At 58.0% G+C, this 16,875-nt stretch carries 18 protein-coding genes; all 18 read right to left on the bottom strand.

The genetic code is table 11. The features are described from left to right. Positions 1 to 38 precede the first annotated feature (38 nt). The 18 genes from AOZ53_RS34295 to AOZ53_RS19860 all read right to left on the bottom strand — a co-directional run bounded on the left by AOZ53_RS34295 (position 39) and on the right by AOZ53_RS19860 (position 16,810). A complete protein-coding gene (locus AOZ53_RS34295; RefSeq protein ID WP_131726793.1) occupies positions 39 to 740 on the bottom strand; it encodes a hypothetical protein in 702 nt (233 codons plus the stop codon). Between the two features lie 14 nt (positions 741 to 754). Then, entirely contained in the window at positions 755 to 1,015 is a 261-nt protein-coding gene (locus AOZ53_RS19780; RefSeq protein WP_131726792.1) for a hypothetical protein, read from the bottom strand. Positions 1,016 to 1,024: 9 nt separating this feature from the next. Beyond that, the gene (locus AOZ53_RS19785) at positions 1,025 to 2,233 is read right to left on the bottom strand and encodes an LPD7 domain-containing protein (protein ID WP_054473483.1); all 1,209 of its coding nucleotides are present in this window, start codon (positions 2,231 to 2,233) and stop codon (positions 1,025 to 1,027) included. Between the two features lie 72 nt (positions 2,234 to 2,305). Next, complete coding sequence (locus AOZ53_RS19790; protein ID WP_054473482.1) at positions 2,306 to 3,655, bottom strand: KfrB domain-containing protein; 1,350 nt, start codon at positions 3,653 to 3,655, stop codon at positions 2,306 to 2,308. Positions 3,656 to 3,734: 79 nt separating this feature from the next. Further along, positions 3,735 to 4,274 carry a KfrB domain-containing protein gene (locus AOZ53_RS19795; RefSeq protein WP_054473481.1) on the bottom strand — a complete coding sequence of 180 codons (540 nt, stop codon included), beginning with the start codon at positions 4,272 to 4,274 and terminating at the stop codon, positions 3,735 to 3,737. A 57-nt stretch (positions 4,275 to 4,331) separates the two neighbouring features. Next, positions 4,332 to 4,583 carry a hypothetical protein gene (locus AOZ53_RS19800; protein WP_054473480.1) on the bottom strand — a complete coding sequence of 84 codons (252 nt, stop codon included), beginning with the start codon at positions 4,581 to 4,583 and terminating at the stop codon, positions 4,332 to 4,334. 109 nt (positions 4,584 to 4,692) lie between these two features. Further along, complete coding sequence (locus AOZ53_RS19805) at positions 4,693 to 6,183, bottom strand: DUF5710 domain-containing protein (RefSeq protein WP_131726791.1); 1,491 nt, start codon at positions 6,181 to 6,183, stop codon at positions 4,693 to 4,695. A gap of 206 nt (positions 6,184 to 6,389) precedes the next feature. Further along, a complete protein-coding gene (locus AOZ53_RS19810; protein WP_054473478.1) occupies positions 6,390 to 7,634 on the bottom strand; it encodes a ParB/RepB/Spo0J family partition protein in 1,245 nt (414 codons plus the stop codon). A gap of 40 nt (positions 7,635 to 7,674) precedes the next feature. After that, complete coding sequence (locus tag AOZ53_RS19815) at positions 7,675 to 8,427, bottom strand: ParA family protein (RefSeq protein WP_054473477.1); 753 nt, start codon at positions 8,425 to 8,427, stop codon at positions 7,675 to 7,677. A 398-nt stretch (positions 8,428 to 8,825) separates the two neighbouring features. Further along, on the bottom strand, positions 8,826 to 9,185 hold the full coding sequence (locus AOZ53_RS19820; protein ID WP_131726790.1) for a hypothetical protein: 360 nt from the start codon (positions 9,183 to 9,185) through the stop codon (positions 8,826 to 8,828). A gap of 451 nt (positions 9,186 to 9,636) precedes the next feature. Next, the gene (locus AOZ53_RS19825; protein WP_054473475.1) at positions 9,637 to 9,987 is read right to left on the bottom strand and encodes an H-NS histone family protein; all 351 of its coding nucleotides are present in this window, start codon (positions 9,985 to 9,987) and stop codon (positions 9,637 to 9,639) included. Positions 9,988 to 10,052: 65 nt separating this feature from the next. After that, positions 10,053 to 11,450 (bottom strand): TraB/TrbI/VirB10 family type IV secretion system protein, encoded by a 1,398-nt coding sequence (locus AOZ53_RS33580; RefSeq protein WP_082385695.1) that lies wholly within the window; start codon positions 11,448 to 11,450, stop codon positions 10,053 to 10,055. Positions 11,451 to 11,452: 2 nt separating this feature from the next. Then, positions 11,453 to 12,349, bottom strand: coding sequence for a TrbG/VirB9 family P-type conjugative transfer protein (locus AOZ53_RS19840; protein ID WP_082385696.1), 897 nt, complete (start codon positions 12,347 to 12,349; stop codon positions 11,453 to 11,455). 13 nt (positions 12,350 to 12,362) lie between these two features. Next, positions 12,363 to 13,127, bottom strand: coding sequence for a VirB8 family type IV secretion system protein (locus AOZ53_RS19845; RefSeq protein WP_082385697.1), 765 nt, complete (start codon positions 13,125 to 13,127; stop codon positions 12,363 to 12,365). Positions 13,128 to 13,240: 113 nt separating this feature from the next. Further along, positions 13,241 to 13,906, bottom strand: coding sequence for a P-type conjugative transfer protein TrbJ (trbJ, locus tag AOZ53_RS19850; protein WP_054473470.1), 666 nt, complete (start codon positions 13,904 to 13,906; stop codon positions 13,241 to 13,243). Between the two features lie 11 nt (positions 13,907 to 13,917). Next, positions 13,918 to 15,432, bottom strand: a complete 1,515-nt coding sequence (locus AOZ53_RS19855) for a type IV secretion system protein (protein WP_165596089.1) — start codon at positions 15,430 to 15,432, stop codon at positions 13,918 to 13,920. Between the two features lie 464 nt (positions 15,433 to 15,896). Further along, positions 15,897 to 16,055: a hypothetical protein gene (locus tag AOZ53_RS34300; RefSeq protein ID WP_156333447.1), complete on the bottom strand. Its 159-nt coding sequence runs from the start codon at positions 16,053 to 16,055 to the stop codon at positions 15,897 to 15,899. Positions 16,056 to 16,066: 11 nt separating this feature from the next. Further along, positions 16,067 to 16,810, bottom strand: a complete 744-nt coding sequence (locus AOZ53_RS19860; RefSeq protein WP_054473468.1) for a hypothetical protein — start codon at positions 16,808 to 16,810, stop codon at positions 16,067 to 16,069. Positions 16,811 to 16,875 lie beyond the last annotated feature (65 nt).

Here is a 16,875-nt window from a genome sequence, read left to right on the forward strand (position 1 = left end):
TCTTCCTTTTTCACTGGTGAAAAATCCGTCAGAGCCGATCAGCGTCGATGGGATTGCCGAATAGCCTGCTGTTCGGTTTGTGATTGAGATTTGCCCTTGTCCACTACTTGCCCGTTCTTGAACTGCAGATCCAGTACCTTGTTGACGGCAAAGGTCACTCCGCCCAAGACTGACTTGTCGATCGCCGTCGCGGTCTGAGCGCGACCGTTCACAGACAACAGCACATGGCTTTCCGTTTCACCCAAGACCAGACCGCTGTAGCGGCCGTTCTGCAGATCCGGCGCCACGTAGTTCCGTTGCAATGCGAACAACGCATCCATTGCGTTGTGCAATCCAAAGCCTGGTGCCGGCGCGCGGCTGGGCGTGATAGCCGATCCTTGAGCAAGCGCAACTTTCGCTGCTGGCGCGGACATGTTTTGACTTTCGACGAGCGACGTCGCTGACAGCAACGCTTGCCCCTTTGAAGCTAGCAGCGCCTTCATGTTGGCGAAGCCGCGCGACAGTGCAGAAGTCAACTGATCAACAGTGCTGGCTTGATTCGTGCTTTGGCTTTGCGCGACCTGGTTCTGGGTTGAGGGAGGCAACAAGCCCTGCTGATTGTGATGAGCCACTGTGCTGGTCATGGCCAGGAGGCTGGTCATGGCGTGCGGCAGGGAGACAGCCGTAGAGAGATTGACGCCGCTAAGCGTTTGTGTGAATTGGTCGTAGAGATCGCTTGCACGCTTCGAAAAATCATCCATGGTGTGCCCCGACGTTATTGGTAGGATGGGTAAGAAGGTTCAGCAAACTGGCTTTCCACCAAATTGCAGAACTGGTCAACGAGGTGGACCATTTTCGCGACCGGGGTCTCGCGAACATCAAGCCTGCCGGCTTGAACGTCAGTGAGGAATCCTGCGTAAAGCACCGCTTGGCGCAACTCGGGGTTGAGTTGGCCGAGCATGGTTGATGCTTGGTCTAGTCGTTGAATGACTCGGCCAACGTCAGGAAGTGCATAAGAAATTACCGCGGCATGCATCTGACACTCCTATCTTTTGGGTCGTACCCCGAGGCCGTGGTCGCGCCCGGGAACGAGCTTTCCATTTGAAAACTGCACGTTGAGCAGTTCGCCTATCTTGTAGTCGACGCCGTCGATTGCAGCCTTTTCGATCGCCGTAGCGGTATTGGCGCGGCCGTCCACGGTTACGATGATGTGGTGCGACGTGCCCGCCAGAACTCGACCGTGATAGGTCCCGCTTTGAAGATTGGGCGCGACCATGTCCTTCTTGAACTTGAGGATCTGCTCTTTGGCGTCAGAAAGGGATTTCGCCACTACATCCGGGCGGCCCTCTGCCACGCTTTGCTGAGCGGCCTGTTCTGCGAGCCGGCTGTCCAGCATCGCTTGGTCTTTCTCGGTAGGCTCGTACCCTTGCACCTCCAGCCCTTGGAGACGGCCTTCGAGCCAGGAAGCCTGTCGATAGCGGGGCGTGCCGCCCACCTCGATCGACGTCCACCCCTTGCTCTTTGCAAGCTCGATACCCGCTCGAAAGGTGTCGATGTCGCGGTTTTTCAACGTGATTTGTGCGCCACCGTCGATTAGGGCTGGCTTGGTTTGGCCAACGCGCGTGTATGCGCCCGTCCCATCACGGATGTAGAGTCCGCCGAGAAGGACGTCGGGCGGCGTCTTGACTGGCGCTTTGGACTGGCTGGTGCCTGCGCGAATCAGCCCTTCGCCCTCTTCTTCGGTCGCCCTGCCGCCAGTCGACATACGCTCAGCGCCCATCTCCTTTGCTTGGGCGCCTAAGCCAGGTGGAGGCATGTCGGTTGCCTGGCCAGCGCGCGGCTGCGCCGCCGCAGGCTTGCCCTGGCGGATAAATGATTCTTCAGCGACTTCGGCTTCGACCTGCGTAGCTGGTCGCCACCATCTCACGAAATCTTCATGGTGCTTCTGCAACCGAAGCAGCTCAAGAGCCTGGGGGCCCAATAGGTCCGCGCTGCTTAACCCACCCAGAGCCCGCAAGTCCTGGAGCGCCATGCCGGCCGGCGTCTTAGCCCTTGCATCGGCGCCTGCCGCGAGCAGCAGCTCGGCAATCCGCCCGTTCTGGATTCCGGCGTGATGGAGCACCGTGAAGCCCTCGGCGTCGCGTTCGTCCAGAATGGAGAGCGTCGCTTTGTCGCGAAGCATTTCCTCGACGCGTCCCTGGTCCCCCGCCTTCACGGCGTCGAACAGCTTTGTAGATTGATCCACACGGGGCATTATTTGTCGCTCCAATTTCTAAATAAAGATTGTCTGCTGGATCAATCTTTCCCCCAGCAGACCATTCGTTCGCTAAGCCTGGCGCCGGCCGGCCACGCGCTGGCTCTGGTTGATCGTCTGATGTCGTTCTTCCACCAGAGCCTTGCCGCTCGGTTGGTATGAGATCTTGACCATCTGCCCCACCTTCGGAATCTCCGCCAGATTGCGCAACTCATGTGCTTTCATGAATTCACGTCCGCTTGCCTGCAGGGCGTAGCGATCGTTGGCGTAGAGAATAGTGCCCTCTTGCCACTCGGGGGCCTTCGGCACCGGAAAGCTCACCTTGGCGCCGGCCAGGCGGTCCTGAGCGGCGGCCAGCACTTCCTTGCGCGCGAAGGTGTCTTCACGAATCTCGCGGCGGCCGTCGGCCACTGCGCGGCCGAAGACTTCCGGCGCGCCAGGTTGTTCAAGGGCGCCGTTGGGCACCACGAAGGACTTCAGGGCGGCATCGAAGGAGACTTTGCCTGCCCCGTTGAGGAACTTGTCCATTCGATGCAACGCCTGCGCGGGCCGGCTATTGTGGTGGTCAAACGCGACCAGCATGTCGCCGTTTTCGCGCCGCGTCACCGTGACGCCGTCGATCTTCTCGCCCATCGTTGCGATCAGTTTGTCGTAGCTCATGCCGGCGAATTCGGCATGGGTCTGCTGCTGGGTAAGTACAGACGCGCGGCCTTTGTCGTTGTACTTGATACCCATGTTGTCACCAACGAACACTTGGCGGTCCAGTGCCGATTGCTGGTGTATGACAATTGAGGTTTCGCCGTCGGAGCGGCCAGTTTGTTGTGCCGCGTAGTGGCGATTGGCCGCGACGATTTCCCCAGAGTAGATCCAGTCCTTGCGGTGGAAGTCCGAGACTTTGACTATTTCGCCGGCTGGGAATCTTCCCGCTGCGGGGCTCAGCTGAGCGATTACCGCTTCGCGGGCTTGCTCCTGGTCCGCCAGTGTCTGTCCGGCGGACTCCAGCGCCGGCAGAAGCGCGTTTCGCGCTTCCAGCGGAACCGACCAAACCTTCGCTTCGGTGAGGAACTGCGCGCCAGGCAGGCCGCGCATGGAGCGAACGATGTCTGGATGAAATGGGAGGCCCACTTCGTAGGTCATAGCGCCGCGGTTGAACTGGACAGACACGCGGTCCTTCAAGCTCACAAACACCGGCGGCAGGCTATCGGAATCGAGAGGGCTTGCGACGTCTTGCGCCTCGAAATGCTGCAGTACGGCTGCCACGATCGCGTCCTGCTTCTTGCCGTCGAGGCCGGCGGTGCCCGCGGCGATGCGAAAGTCCTCGAGGATTTGAAAATGCCCCTGCAGATCTGCGCCCTTGATGGTGAACCCAATACCCGACGGGTCGAACTCCACATCCGTTTTGCCCAGCTTCTTGGTCGCCATTTTTTCAATCTCCAATAAATATTGGTGAAACATTTCCACGGATCTACCGTGTGCGGCCATCAGGATCCGGCCGCGGGATTTAGCGGGAAATTCCCCCGCGCTTTTGGGTTAACCCTTGTATCGAGACATGGGCCGGGCGGCGCAAGTCATTCGAATATGCGATATCGAGCGATTGCCCCAGCTGCGGCACGCGATCGAGCTTGGCCAACTCGTGGACGACGACTTTGCCACGTCCAACGTCCTGCACCAAGTGCAGATCGGTGCGGACCTTTACGGAGCCAGAATATGTACGGTTGGCCTCAGCAGTACTGACGAGGACTTCGTCGCCCATCTGGTTGCGCAATTGTGAAACTGCCAATGTGTAGCTCGCGTCCAGATTTCGCTCTACTAGGTCAGTGCTGATAGAGGCGAGTTGGCCAGTCTCACGCAACTCGGCTTCTGCTTCATACAGTGCGCGAGTGGTCCGCGAGACCTGTGCGGGCAAGACACCGACCCTGGTGGCCGCATCGCCCGGCCGCACCCCATCGACCATTACAAGGCGGGCGGCCGCGAGAGACTTATCCGAAAGTCGGGGCCTTTCCTGGGCCAAGCGTTCGAACAACTCCGGAGCAATCCCCATGCCTTATTTCCTTTAGCAGCCAAGCCGGCTTTTCACTGGTGAAAATCTAACCGGACTCTACATGTCTGAAAGCGCTTGCTGCGCCTTCAACCTAACACCCTCGAACCAGTTCTCAACGTCGTCCGACGTAAATGACGCCTGTTGCATCGCGAGCGACACATCTGCGGGCTCCAGTTCAGCCTTTTCAAGGTCATCGCGCGTGTAGTGTACCTGCGCCTTGTTCTCGACGGCTCGACCATTCATTACGGCACTCATCTTGACTCCTAGCCGCCCTTTGGCGACGCCAACAGCAATCTCCGGCACAAACATGCGCATTCCTTCGCGTGCAGCCGTCGACAAAGTGTCGTTGATGATTAACACTAAGTCAACAGTAATTTAACAGTTAATTAACAGATAAAATCACATTAAATATTGCAGACTAACTTTCGGTAAAGATGACGCGCTGATATTGCGTGCGTTCATCGCTGGCATTGTCGATCTGGACCAGGCCGTTGTACTTGGGCCTCAGACGCTCAAGTTCATTCTTCGAAATCTTCAGCGACCGCGCTGCCTTCTCCCAGTAGGTGTCATCAAGGCGGAAGATGAACTTGGCGCCGATGTTGACTAGGAATGCTTCGGTGAAGTTGCTGGGGGACTGGCTTACCGCCCACAAGCAAAGGCCAAATTTTCGCGCCTCTTTGGCGATCTTGTTGGGCATGTTGTCTTCGTCATCGGAGAAAAAGATGTCGCTCTCGTCTAGACAGACGATCTCTTGCACCTGTTGCTGCTGGCCTCTTTCTACTGCCTGGTCAAAGCGATCGGCCAAGACGAAATGGACAAACATTTCGGCTTCGGCGGGTTGCAACGCGCTGATGTCGTACCGCCAGACGGACGCCTCCGGATCGAATGGCGGGGGCTCGGGTCTGAAAATTCCGACGTCGTTCAAGTTGGTCAAGCGGTCGTAAACGCTGTGCATCACTTCAGCGCTTTTGAGCTCCAAAACTTCATCCAGCTCACGGCCGGTTTGCACCTGTTGCAGATACGCCTGGAACGCTTCGATTGCCTTGTCCTGCGCGTCATTGCGACTTTTAAGTAGTCGCTCCAATTCCTCGCCAAGCGCTTCATTCTTCTGTTGCGCCAGGCACAACTTGTGGTAGCGCGTGGCGTATTTATTCACGTCTTGCAAGTGGTGCACAGCGGCGGTATTTGTCCCAAGGTAAGCCGCCTCGAGTCGTCGTCGTGCAAACACAACAGCATCGTCAAGCGTGGGATTAGCCTTTGCGAGGCTTTTCGGTGCCCATAGCAGCAACTCACCTTCATAGCGCTCGCGCGGAACCCACCAACCCTTCATGTCCACATCGAACGCAGCGCCCGCCGCCTTGGCGAGATCCTTCTGTGCAAACGGCACGTCCAGGTACACGCGATTCTCGCGCCCCTTCATGCGCGCTGCGACCTCCGCGGGATCAAGAGGGCACCAGGTGCGGGGATCCTTGGCTGAGAATCCTCTGCTCTTGTAGAGATCCTGAAGCAGGCGACGCAGCGCCGCCTGTTGCCTCGCCCCTAGTGCGTGTCTGCGCGTAATGCCCGTGATGAATTTGGCGATTTGCTTGCGAACTCCACCAAAATGAGGATGGGGATTGATCGCAAGCGGATTGATACAACCGTAGGGGGTTGATTCGCTGAACTTGACGACGCTCTCTCCTGGCGTGTCTAGATCGTTGTGCCTATCGAAGACATAGAAGCGCACACGCCCTTCGGCGCTGGCCGAAGCATGTCGTATCGCTCGGCGCAGTTGAGCTGACTTGCCTGCACCGGACTTGCCCGCGAACATGATGTGAGAGTTAACGACCCGCGCCTCGTCCCAGAAGACGCTGATTTGCTCTCTTTCACGCTCCCACTTGTCCTGAATCACTCCAACCGGAAACCGCATCTACTTCCCCGTAAAGGCCGCCTCTAGAGAGGGAAGGCAACCCGAACATTTGCAATGCTTGTGCAAGTATTTCAAGATAACACAAATATTGCCATATTGCGAACAATATGCCATATATCGGCATATATCCCCTTTCGCCTTCGCCGCAAAATGAGAATGCCCAGGTCCTAGGAGCCTGGGCATTCTCGAGCTAGCAGGCCGCTGGCCTATTTGCTGGCCAACTTGTGTCCAGCCTCGGCCAGTTTTAGCCCGAGCATCATCGGCGGCAAGCTTTCGACTTCTTCGCCTTCACCGAGTGCGCTCAGAACCTCACGCACTACCAGCTCAGGCAAGCGGAAACTGACCGACAAAGATTGAAGCGTGCCGCTGGCCTTTGCCTTCTTTTTCTGGAGCTGCACCAGAATGGCCGATAGCTGCCCGACGGAGAGCTGTGAAGTGACGATGCTGCCAGGAGCATGCGTCGCACCTGACGTCTGCCCTGCCGGCGCCGAGTCGTGTTCCTCACGGTGAGCGGTGCTGATGCCGTTACCCGGAGTGTTATCCATCGTCCTGAGCTTGCCGTCGTGCGGCTCCAAGCCTTCAGCCGAAAGGCCGTCAGGAGGGCGGTAGCCGTCCGGGATCTCCGCGGTGTCGGCATTCATCATCATTCGCTGCGCGGCGGCGGCAGGGTCAAGCACGTTCGATTGCGACGTAGCGCCGGGAGACGTGCTACCGCCGTCGCCCGGTGGCGTGACGGGCAGCCCGCGCTTCACCATGGCTTCGAAACGTCGCAGTTCTTGCGAAGTAAGCTCGCCGGAGTCGCGCGCAGCGCACATAGCGTAGATCTGGTCTTGTACCTCGTCGGGCAGCTGGGTGACCGCGTAGAGGATCCAGGCCTTCTGGATGTAGCCGGGTTTCACCCACTTCTGGTAGTTAACGTCGTCCGCGAAGGCCAGATAGCGAGTGACCCATGCAGGCTTCTTGCCGAAATGCGCAGCGAGTTCATGCTTTTTCATTTCGCCCGCGGCCACAATGTCGGCGATGTAGCGCGCCGTGTCCAGTTCGGACAGATCTGCACGGTCGACGTTTTCGGCCAGGCGATACAGCCGCAGGCTTACGCCCTTCAAGTCGTTGCGGATGTTCGCCCGGATCTCTTTCCATTCGAGCAGATGGGCGGCTCGGACACGGCGTTCCCCGACCGCGATCTTGAACCTGCCATTGTCGAGTTCGATCAGCGTCACTTCGGCTTGCTGACCGTGGATCTTCATGCTCGAGGCGAGTTCCTGCAGCTTTTCCTGCACCTCGGGCGCGATCACGCCATCGGGCGTGTAAAAGTCCTGCCGCGGCTGGCTCGAGTCGAAGTCGATGAGATGCAGCGGGACGACCCGCACGCCGGCGCCGGAAACGGCTTGCGACGCCTTCGACTTTTCCGCATTCGCTGCGATTTTTTGCAATGTGGACAACGACGTCATGCGATTACCTCTCTTGTACCTGTGTTTTCTGTGCTTTGACTTACTGAACAACGGCGCGGACAAAGCCGAGCCACTGGTCCTTGGTAGCTTTGTTCGCGCGCCGATACCGCCAGACAGGCACGGGCACGTCCTCCTGGCGGCAGTCGGCGACCGCAACGCGATCGTTGAGCACCGCGATCACTTCGTCGCCATAGCTTTGCTGAACGACCGCGCAAATGGTCTTATGCGACTTTGACGATGCCTTGAACTTATTGATGGCGATCATCGTAACGAGCCCGGGATTCTCGAACCTGACCGACTCCAAGGTCTTGTAGACGTTCTGGAGGCCGATCACTGCTTCGGTATCGGGTTCAACAGGGATGACTACCCGATCCGACCAATATAACGGTGCGACATGCCGCAAGCCGATCGCCGGCGGCGTGTCGATGATCAGTACGTCGTACGGTAGTTCGCGCAGCTTCTCTTTCATCTTGGAGGAGTAGGCAAGATCTTCGACCTTCGAATCGCTGTCGATGGCCTCCAACTGCTCGTGGCCATGCCACACGTCGATTCCATTGGCGGTTGTCCGCGAGGGCTTCGCCGTGCCGCCAGATTTCAGCAGTTCCATGGCGCCGCCCACATAGTCGTGTTGTATGTCGAACTCGTTGGTCAGCGCGCGGCTGAGACTGCCCTGCGTATCAAGATCAATCACGCCTGTGCGCAGGCCTTGTTCCTGTGTGTAGCGCGCCAGGTTGAAGGCAGTAGCAGTCTTCCCGACCCCGCCCTTGCGATTGATGAACGTGTAAATAAACATCCGTTGGCATCCTTCTTGTCGCGTAGTGTTCACCCGTCACCCATTAATGCATGGCCGACGTTGGTCTGGATCTATTTCGTTTCCGCCTTACCCGCCAGCAACTTGAGCGCCGGGTTGCGTCCCAACCAGTCGCGCATTAAATCCTGAGCCGTTACCGTACTACCACTGCCCTGCTGGAGTGTGGTTTGCGCTGCGAGCGAGCGATACGCCACGATTAGGTCACCGTTCAAGCGGAGGGTGAGTGCTTCTGTTTCACCCGGGGTCTTGCTCCTAGCCATAAAATCACCGTACAGTGTTGTGATGCTGTGATGTTAGAGCATTGCATAAAATAATGCAACGTCGATTTTCACCGGTGAAAAAAAAGCCTCGCATGTGCGAGGCTTGTGTCGGAATGGCGATTAGGCATTGGTCGGCGGGTACATGTATTTGACCCACCAAAAGATTGCGGTGTAACAGAACACCGACATGGAGACATCCAACTCTGTGCATAGGCGTTCAACCTGGTCCTTGAGCGCATTCGACACTTGGAGGTTAAAGGTGTTCCAACCAAGCACCGTTCGCGGCTTGGGGCGCCGCCAGGTAAGTGGACTGCTCGCCGCCCACGGTTGGTACATGATGAACTGCCTCAGCATTTCTTCGTTCATCACCATCAGCTTGCCATACTTGAGCATGGCAAGCCCCTTCAGATAGCGAATGATCTCCACTGGACAACGTGTTTGGATGATGACCAGGGGACTCTCGCCGAGCGATTGTTGCATATGCTTTAACGTGGAGGTGAAAGGCGGCGCTGCGGGCGGGACAATGGACTTGTAGGACGCCGCCACTTCATTATAAAAGGTCCATAGTCGTTTGCAGACAACATTAGAACACTACAACATCTTTTGTCCACCGCTAAAAGCCCGCATTGTGACAAGAAAAATGTCTTGTGCAGAAAATTTTCTGCACACTGCTGCGATCGGTGTGCGCCCCGCATTTCCGCGGCCGCGCCGCAGCGATGAGGAGCCCGGGGCTGGTCTGTGGGTGCTCGGATTCCAACGCCCTGCGCGGCTGCGCTATCTTGAGTTGGACCTATGGGGAGACGGTGCCGGCTAGCAGATTGGGCCGGTCTTGGTATGCAGCGGAAAGCGGCTGCAGCGAGATGCATAACGAACGGATTGCGCAACAATCCGTTCGTGTTCGGCTTGAACGTGACGCGCTTGTTCAATTACCTCAAGGAGCGATGAGGAATGCCTCGCGTGATGTGCCGGCACGCTCGGCCGCACTCAGCCAGCGCGGTGGCTTACCCCTTCCCGTCCAGGTGTCGCCGGTGGCCTGATCGCGATACTTCGGCGCAACCGGCGCGCGCCTGCGTGCATCGTCGGTGCGCGGCATCTTTTGCGCGCGTTTCGCCTTCGGAGCCGACTCCAGGGCCTGCCGGATATCGTCGGGTGTCAACGAATGCCCGCGCATGACCTGCACAATCCGTTGAACCTCGATCGAGCGGTGTTTCACCAGCGCACGGTCGAGCTGCGATTGCAGCTTCTTGATCTGCGAACGTAGGCGCGTGATTGTCTTGTCCATGAGCGTCGTTTCCTTAGTAGAAATGTCATTGAGCGGCTTGCGCCACCAGGTATGGCGCGCGCCGGCTACTTCCACGACCAGGGGCGTTCAAACACCACGTTCTGTTTGACCAGGATGTTGAAGCGCGTCCCTTGAGACGTGGTGATGGTCGGCTGAATGTTCAAGTACCGGTTGATCATGTTTCCCGAGACCTGGCCCAACTGTGTGCCCAGCTGCGCTGAGAGCGTCTGGTTGACTGAGGGGCCTTCGTTATCCCCGTTTGACCTGCGGGATTGGGGCTGCGAGAGTTGGGCCCCCGCAGTGATCACTGACATGAACGTGGCCGCTTTAATCACTGTCCACATGTGATTGTCGACCTCCCCAGTGAGGCCTGCGGCGCCGACCTGGTCGACTGCCGGCATCCCCAGTAGGGCCAATTCAGAACCGTCCGGGAACTTCAACAGATCCCACACCACCAGCACGCGCTGCTGCCCGAAGGCGATTTGCGAGTCATAGTGGCCAACCAATCGGGCCCCGCTGGGTATTAGGACGAAACGACCGGTCGCAGAGTCCATGACGTTCTGGCTTACATGCGCGCGGATGGTGCCAGGCAGGTCAGAGTTCATCTGGGAATCCATCATGGCCGGAATTAGCCACCCCGCTTCAATTTGATATGGTGACCGGGGTTTCTGAACGCTCGCGGGCAAGTAGGTAGCGGGAACGGCCCCAGCGTTGCCGGCCATCCCGCCTAAGAACGCCTCCTTGCGTGCTTGCTTGTTCTGATCGTCCTGCATGCCGTTGGGCATGCCCTGAGGATTGGGCTGACCTGCTCCCTGCTGCCCTCCTCCAATCGCGGGAACAACGCTGCGGCCTCCGGCCGGAGCGCCGTCAGCTTGCTGCCCCTGCTGAGACGAGCCGTCACGCAGGTCGGCATTGCGTGCCTCACGCAGCATTTGCTGGCGGTTTCTACGCTCTTGCTGGGCCTCCTGCTCTTCTGGTGAAAGCGTACCGTTTGCTCCAGCTTGGTGACCTGCGTTTGTGCTGGCGGCGGCTGCGAGCGGGTCCGACCCGGACCGTACCCCCGGGACAACTGGGCCCTCGGTGCCCTGGGAGGGGCGCGTAGACGCCAGGGCTGCCTCGACATCCGCCGATTTGGAAACGCCGTCCCCAGCATTCGCGACACTGTTGGGCACAGTGCTCTTGGGACCGTCACGTTTGGCCTTATCTGCCAATCTGGCCGCCTCTTCCTTCTCCTTCTGCAGCGCCGCAGTCTCCGCAGGATCTGGCAGTGCTGTTATGCCAAGGACAATGCACGCGACGATTGCACCGGCGGCGAGCGAGGCAAAGAGCTTCGCTCGCTTGCTCAAACCCAAGTAGCCTTTTGTCTTCCCTTTGAGATTGCCGGATATCTTCCCGCGCGTCGGTATCGACTGCGGAGCCGCGCTGAAACTGGGTTGTGCCTCGTTGGCTTCGTTGTCAGCCATGCTTACCAACTCCACCGCTTGTGCTTGTCCCAGATAATTGTGATTTTGGAAACCGACCCATCGCTCCCGCCGTACAGGAGTTGTGCCCTCTTGAACAGTCTGTCCACAAGAAAGAATTCGCCGTCACGGCCGATGCGCCGGCTGTTCACATCTTGCGGCTTGCCGTCGTCGTCGAGAAGAACGAGCGTGGGGACCTCGGTTCTATCCATCATGGGAGACATTTGGATCCAAACCCTTCGGCCGTCGTTGCCGACCCGAACCGGACGCTGGTCCTTATCCCCGCCGCGGACGGTGTAGCCCCAGTCCATTTGGTCGAGCGATACCGTAGGGAGGTCGGCCTTGCGCGAAGCCTCGTCTTGCGCCGCCTGATCTGCTTGCGCTTCGTTCTCCCAGGTCTGGACGATCTCATCGGGATAGTAGAAGCCAATTTGGTTCATGTACTCCTTGTCAGACTTGGTTGAGACAAGCTTGATGTGATACACGCGTCGATCGGTAAAGAGGATGACGTTCGTTTCGATATCCGGCAGTGTCGGTTTGAAGACTACGTGCGTCCAGAGCGCACCAGTTTTGGGATCTTTGGACTTGGCCCGGTCCATCTTCCACAGCATCGTGTCTCCTCGCGTCGAATCCATGAGGATCTCACCGGGCTGCAGGTCGACGGAGCATGCGCGCATGATGCCGCAGGTCAGCGTAGGCATGTATTGACCGAAGGGGTACAGTACGCGCCCCTCATCCGACACGATCGGTTTGATGGTGTTGGTTTGCTGCCATTGCTGCACCTGGGCCATAACGGCTTCGTCGAGCGTCTTGTAGTTGGCGCCTGGCCTAGCTTGCGCCAGGCAAGCCGTGGCAAGCAGCAGCACGCCGATTGCGTGAAGTCGAAGTGTGGTTCGTCGCATGCTTTGATCCGCCTTACATCTTCTTGGCCCAAGTCAGCTTCTGGACGTAGAAGCCGTTGGGGTTGGTCTCGAGCTGCGACATGGAATTGGAGCCGCGGATGAACTCGATTTCTAGATGGCCTCGATATTTGATCGGTTGGCCGACGCGTCCACCGTTTAGGTCGATGAACTGTTCAAGCCACTCCACTTCCCATGTCTGTGCCGAGAGCTTCAGGCGAGATATCACGGTCACTTCCGCAGAATGCGTCTCGCCAACGACAAAGGGGTCGTTTTCACCCCGCATCTGGTCGACGAACCAGCGTCGCGCTGCTGACTCGTCCGGCAGCCTGGAATAGCACCTTGCCTGCAGCTTGCGCAGGCCCATCTTGTCCCCGAGGACTGTGCGGCAGTTTTCAATGAAGTCTCCGACCTCGGTGTATTCCTGCTGTGCCAGCAGCGCGGCATCCGGGGCGGTGTCTCTCACAAGCACCGACCTGCCCAAACTGCTGGTAGCGATCGGCACTTGAATGTATTTCGGGATCTTGAGTGCGTATACCACCACCCCCAAACATGCCACGCTGAACAGGAACTGGCAGAACCACGCTCGCTGCCAATTCCTCGCACGAATGGTTTGCCGCATCATGCGATCGTCATAGGCCCTTTGGCCGTCGAGCCAGTCGCCACTGTCTCCGTGTTGAAGCGCCGCTGGGCCGGCTGCGTCGCTCGCCGCCGTGACACGAGATTCGTCAGAGGCGCGCGGCCTACCGAATCGTCCGGTCAACAAGGATTTCAGTCCCATGGATTTTCACCAGTGAAAGCAATAATTAATGCAAAAATGCAGCATGTATTCATTTTAGGCAAAGTGCAACTAATATTGCAAATTAAATTGCACTTTGCAGGCTATGGATGTCTTCACCGTTTGAAAGTCATTTCGGTCGTGGGAACCAGGGCGCGCGCGTTGACTTCATCGTCTCCTGCCTTTTGATTCTGTTGAGCAAGGTATGACCCCATGGCCTGTGCCTGAGAGGCTTGCAATTGGCGCAATTGCTGCACCTGTTGGACCAACTGCACTGAGATTGCGTTGCCGGCCTGGATCGCCTGCATTTGACCCTGAGCGGTTTGTCCCTTGGTCCGCAGGCTCTCGATTAGGCTCGCCTCGCTCTGGACCTGGTCCATTGTCCAACCGGAAGTGGATAGCAGGCTTTCGAGCGACCCCTTCGTTTGGTTGCCCCAGGCGATCAACTTGTCCAGCATATTGCCGCCCTGCGCGTATCCCTTGAAGGTGTTATTGAACCGGCTTTGGACACTAGCCAGCGAATAGCCCATAGACTGGGCGGTGTTGTAAACGTTCCTCAGGTCCTGCAGTGCGTTCATCGTCTGTGCCCAGGGCGTGTTCGGATCGCGCAGCGCGTTCTGCAACTCAATCTGAACGAGCTTTGCCTGCTGGGCAGTCTGCGATAGCAGTTCTGTGTTGTTCATGATCTGCGTAACTTCTGTCGACCCACCGGTGCCTGCAACGCTGCCGGCCAATGCGGGGGCTGCCGCCGACAGCAACGCAGCGAAAATCGTCTTCTTCATTACTCTCTCTCCTAGTCTCTGCTGTGGGTGTCGACGTGCACCTGCACGTGACCGCTATCATGTTGCATGCCTTGAACGCTGCCCATCGCCGCCCTGCCCAGCTGCGTGCCGGTACCAGGCCGTTGTCCGCGCATCGCTTCGGCCATATTGTCCAGGGCCTGTGACATGCGATCCTCGCTGGTTTGAGGAGTGGCCGGCGATGAGTCTCCAGAGGTGCTGGCCTGGCCAGCACTCCCAGGTGCGGCGCCACCACCGGCCTCGCTTGAAGCGCTGCCCCCACTTACGCCTGCATCGGATGCATCGCCGGCCTGGTCGGAGGCACCCACGGGGTCGCCGCCCATAGGGCCAAGTACAGACTGGGCAGCATCGGCTGAGTTCATGCCGGCTGCCCTACCCTGTCCCCCTGCCCCACTGCTGTTGTTGGCGCCATTTCCAGCGCTCGAAATGGAACCTGAGCCGCCACCCAATGCATCAGATAGATTGGCGAAGCCGCGGCCCGCCGCAGCTCCAGCCCCGCCGGCACCCTTGGACGCCGCGTCGGCAACACCGCCCGCGAGTTGGCCGGCAGAGGCGGCTGCAGTCATCGTCGTGGCGATCGTTTGCATCATTTGGAGGCCGGCAAACATTGCTTCGTTGCCACTGATGTTGCTCTGACCACTGGCCAACGCCCCGGCAATCTTGCCGGCGGAGAAGGAGGCAACTGCACCGAGCAGGCAGCCAAAGACGACGATCCAGATAGGTGCGAGGTTGGACGCTGTGACCGTCTTGAAGTTGTTGCTCCAGGGCACCAGCTGGTCGTTCATCACGCCGACGATCACACCAAGGATGATGAGACGGTAGCCGATGGATAACATCGTTTGCAGCGGCGCGATGCTGCTCTGCTTTAACGCTTCCAGGCCGCCCATAGCGAAAGCTATAGGGGCCGCGGCGAGGATCAGAAAGAACTCCAACGTTGCGATTGCGACCGCGAGGGCAATCATGAAGAACGACAGGAGGATAGCCAAGCATGCGACCGACAACATCATCGATGGGAAGAAATACTTGAAGGCGTTCAGCAAGCCATCGCTTGCGCCTGTAGCCTCGTTGTAGGCGATCACCATATTGTTCTGCAGTGCTATGCCGTTCCACATGATGTTGCCAGGCTGCAGGTCGACACCCCCGGACGCTATCCGCCCGAGGGCTAGGAAGGAACTGAAGATCGCGTTCAATAGGCTGTAGCTGTTGCCGATCAGGTACATCAAGAACCCTAGCCACAGCATCGGAAATACGAGCTTGGCTAGCAGTTGCTTGGGATCGTCCACCGAGAACGCTGTCTTGTAATTCCGCAACGCGAACTGAATGAGAAACAGCACTCCGAGAAGGCGGAGCGCATATGGCACCAACTGGTTCGCGACGTTGCTCGCGGACTGTTGCATTTGCGCTGCCATCGCTGGGAATACATCGTCCACCGCTGACGCTGTGTGCGATACCCCCAGACCTATTAGCGCGGCCGAAATGCACAAACAACGGCGCAAATTCTTTTTCATTGGCTCACCATGCATAATTTATTGCCCGATAAATCATAGTACCGGCTACTCGATCGACGACGTGTTGGAAATGCGTACCTGGTGTCCGCTACTTAAGTGCTACTACACGCTCATGAAGCACGGCGTTAGGTTTGAATTCCACCGCTCGGCGGTTGGTTCGTGGCGCTCGGGCGCCTGGGATCGGCAGGACAAAATCGCGGCCGTTCTCTGGCGGGTAGCCGTGTACGAAAAGTCTGCAGTTCGATCGTCGACCTACGTTGTCGACATTTGGAATGCCGCTCTCGAGGAACGTAGTCGAGAGCGTGCCCTTCTTAACTTATTGGGTTATCGCTTGAACTGCATTTCCTGTTTCGGAATGAACTGTTGCACGTCGTCTTTTGGCTGTGGCTTCGGGGCGGGGGGCTCGTCCTGTTGACATCCCGACAGGAAGACCGCCGTGATAAGCATCAGGCTACCGATGAATCTCATTGACCGTCTCCAGGGCCACCAGGTGCAGTTGGTACGGCAGTGGCGCCGCCGTGCTCAGGCAACGCTACTTCTGCGGCACGCGCGTCGACGGTGTCGAGCGCCGTCTCCTCAAATGCCCCCATGCTGTCGGCTTCTTCCTTCGTGAAAATGCCCATTACATCGACTCCTAATTATTGCCATTGTCTTGTCGGCAAAACATCAGCGGTATCTGGGGGATGGCCTTCAGGTACTGGCTGTTGTCCACCAAGTTCTTGTGAACCAGCGCCCATTTGAACTGGTCATCGCTATCGTAACTCGGGTTCCAAGTTCCCTCGGCTACTCGTTGGGGCCGTAGTTCGTTCAGGGCCTCTCGTCGCGTTTTGATCATGTCCATAGCGGCCGGCGTGAGAATGCCATAGCCGATGTAGATCGACCAGTTTTCGACAGGAGCGGTATTGTCGCTGGCTAACGGGAGCAGCGTCCGCACGGGCACCTCGGCAGGCAAGCCCCCGTCAAAGCGACGATAAATCGGGAACAGACCGCCGTCGTAGCGCTCCCAACCGCTGCCGGTCAAGAAGTAGGCAATTCGCTCGCCGGGATCGTGCGCACCGACGAATACCGCTCCTGGCTGCCCTTGAGTAGGAAGACGATAGTTTTCCACCAAGTATGGCGCTTCACCAATGCACTTGATTTCCGCGGCGTGGGCTGGTTGCATGAACAAGACCCCCATAGCGGTTGTGGCGATAAGCGCCACTCCCGCTCCGAGGGTGCGCCGTGCGCCCCAGCGTCGATAGGCGAGTACGACGAGCAATACGGAGATTCTCAGCGAATGCACCACCGCAACGGTCAGATTGACTGCGGTTTGAAGAAGACCGATGGTCAATTTGGGTGCGATGAAGCAACCCACCAGGAACATGTAGAACAAGGACATCTCAGCTCCAAGAATTGAGTTTTGACGTTATAGCATTATGCAATCTTTATAGAATTTTCACTAGT

Origin of the sequence: Achromobacter sp. 2789STDY5608621, from assembly GCF_001299375.1 — a bacterium.
GTDB classification, from domain to species: Bacteria; Pseudomonadota; Gammaproteobacteria; order Burkholderiales; family Burkholderiaceae_B; genus Achromobacter; species Achromobacter insuavis.

Coding starts and splice junctions, on each gene's coding strand:
- AOZ53_RS34295 (WP_131726793.1), bottom strand. CDS start 740: ATGGATGATTTTTCGAAGCGTGCAAGCGATCTCTACGACCAATTCACA.
- AOZ53_RS19780 (WP_131726792.1), bottom strand. CDS start 1,015: ATGCATGCCGCGGTAATTTCTTATGCACTTCCTGACGTTGGCCGAGTC.
- AOZ53_RS19785 (WP_054473483.1), bottom strand. CDS start 2,233: ATGCCCCGTGTGGATCAATCTACAAAGCTGTTCGACGCCGTGAAGGCG.
- AOZ53_RS19790 (WP_054473482.1), bottom strand. CDS start 3,655: ATGGCGACCAAGAAGCTGGGCAAAACGGATGTGGAGTTCGACCCGTCG.
- AOZ53_RS19795 (WP_054473481.1), bottom strand. CDS start 4,274: ATGGGGATTGCTCCGGAGTTGTTCGAACGCTTGGCCCAGGAAAGGCCC.
- AOZ53_RS19800 (WP_054473480.1), bottom strand. CDS start 4,583: ATGTTTGTGCCGGAGATTGCTGTTGGCGTCGCCAAAGGGCGGCTAGGA.
- AOZ53_RS19805 (WP_131726791.1), bottom strand. CDS start 6,183: ATGCGGTTTCCGGTTGGAGTGATTCAGGACAAGTGGGAGCGTGAAAGA.
- AOZ53_RS19810 (WP_054473478.1), bottom strand. CDS start 7,634: ATGACGTCGTTGTCCACATTGCAAAAAATCGCAGCGAATGCGGAAAAG.
- AOZ53_RS19815 (WP_054473477.1), bottom strand. CDS start 8,427: ATGTTTATTTACACGTTCATCAATCGCAAGGGCGGGGTCGGGAAGACT.
- AOZ53_RS19820 (WP_131726790.1), bottom strand. CDS start 9,185: ATGCAACAATCGCTCGGCGAGAGTCCCCTGGTCATCATCCAAACACGT.
- AOZ53_RS19825 (WP_054473475.1), bottom strand. CDS start 9,987: ATGGACAAGACAATCACGCGCCTACGTTCGCAGATCAAGAAGCTGCAA.
- AOZ53_RS33580 (WP_082385695.1), bottom strand. CDS start 11,450: ATGGCTGACAACGAAGCCAACGAGGCACAACCCAGTTTCAGCGCGGCT.
- AOZ53_RS19840 (WP_082385696.1), bottom strand. CDS start 12,349: ATGCGACGAACCACACTTCGACTTCACGCAATCGGCGTGCTGCTGCTT.
- AOZ53_RS19845 (WP_082385697.1), bottom strand. CDS start 13,127: ATGGGACTGAAATCCTTGTTGACCGGACGATTCGGTAGGCCGCGCGCC.
- trbJ (WP_054473470.1), bottom strand. CDS start 13,906: ATGAAGAAGACGATTTTCGCTGCGTTGCTGTCGGCGGCAGCCCCCGCA.
- AOZ53_RS19855 (WP_165596089.1), bottom strand. CDS start 15,432: ATGAAAAAGAATTTGCGCCGTTGTTTGTGCATTTCGGCCGCGCTAATA.
- AOZ53_RS34300 (WP_156333447.1), bottom strand. CDS start 16,055: ATGGGCATTTTCACGAAGGAAGAAGCCGACAGCATGGGGGCATTTGAG.
- AOZ53_RS19860 (WP_054473468.1), bottom strand. CDS start 16,810: ATGTCCTTGTTCTACATGTTCCTGGTGGGTTGCTTCATCGCACCCAAA.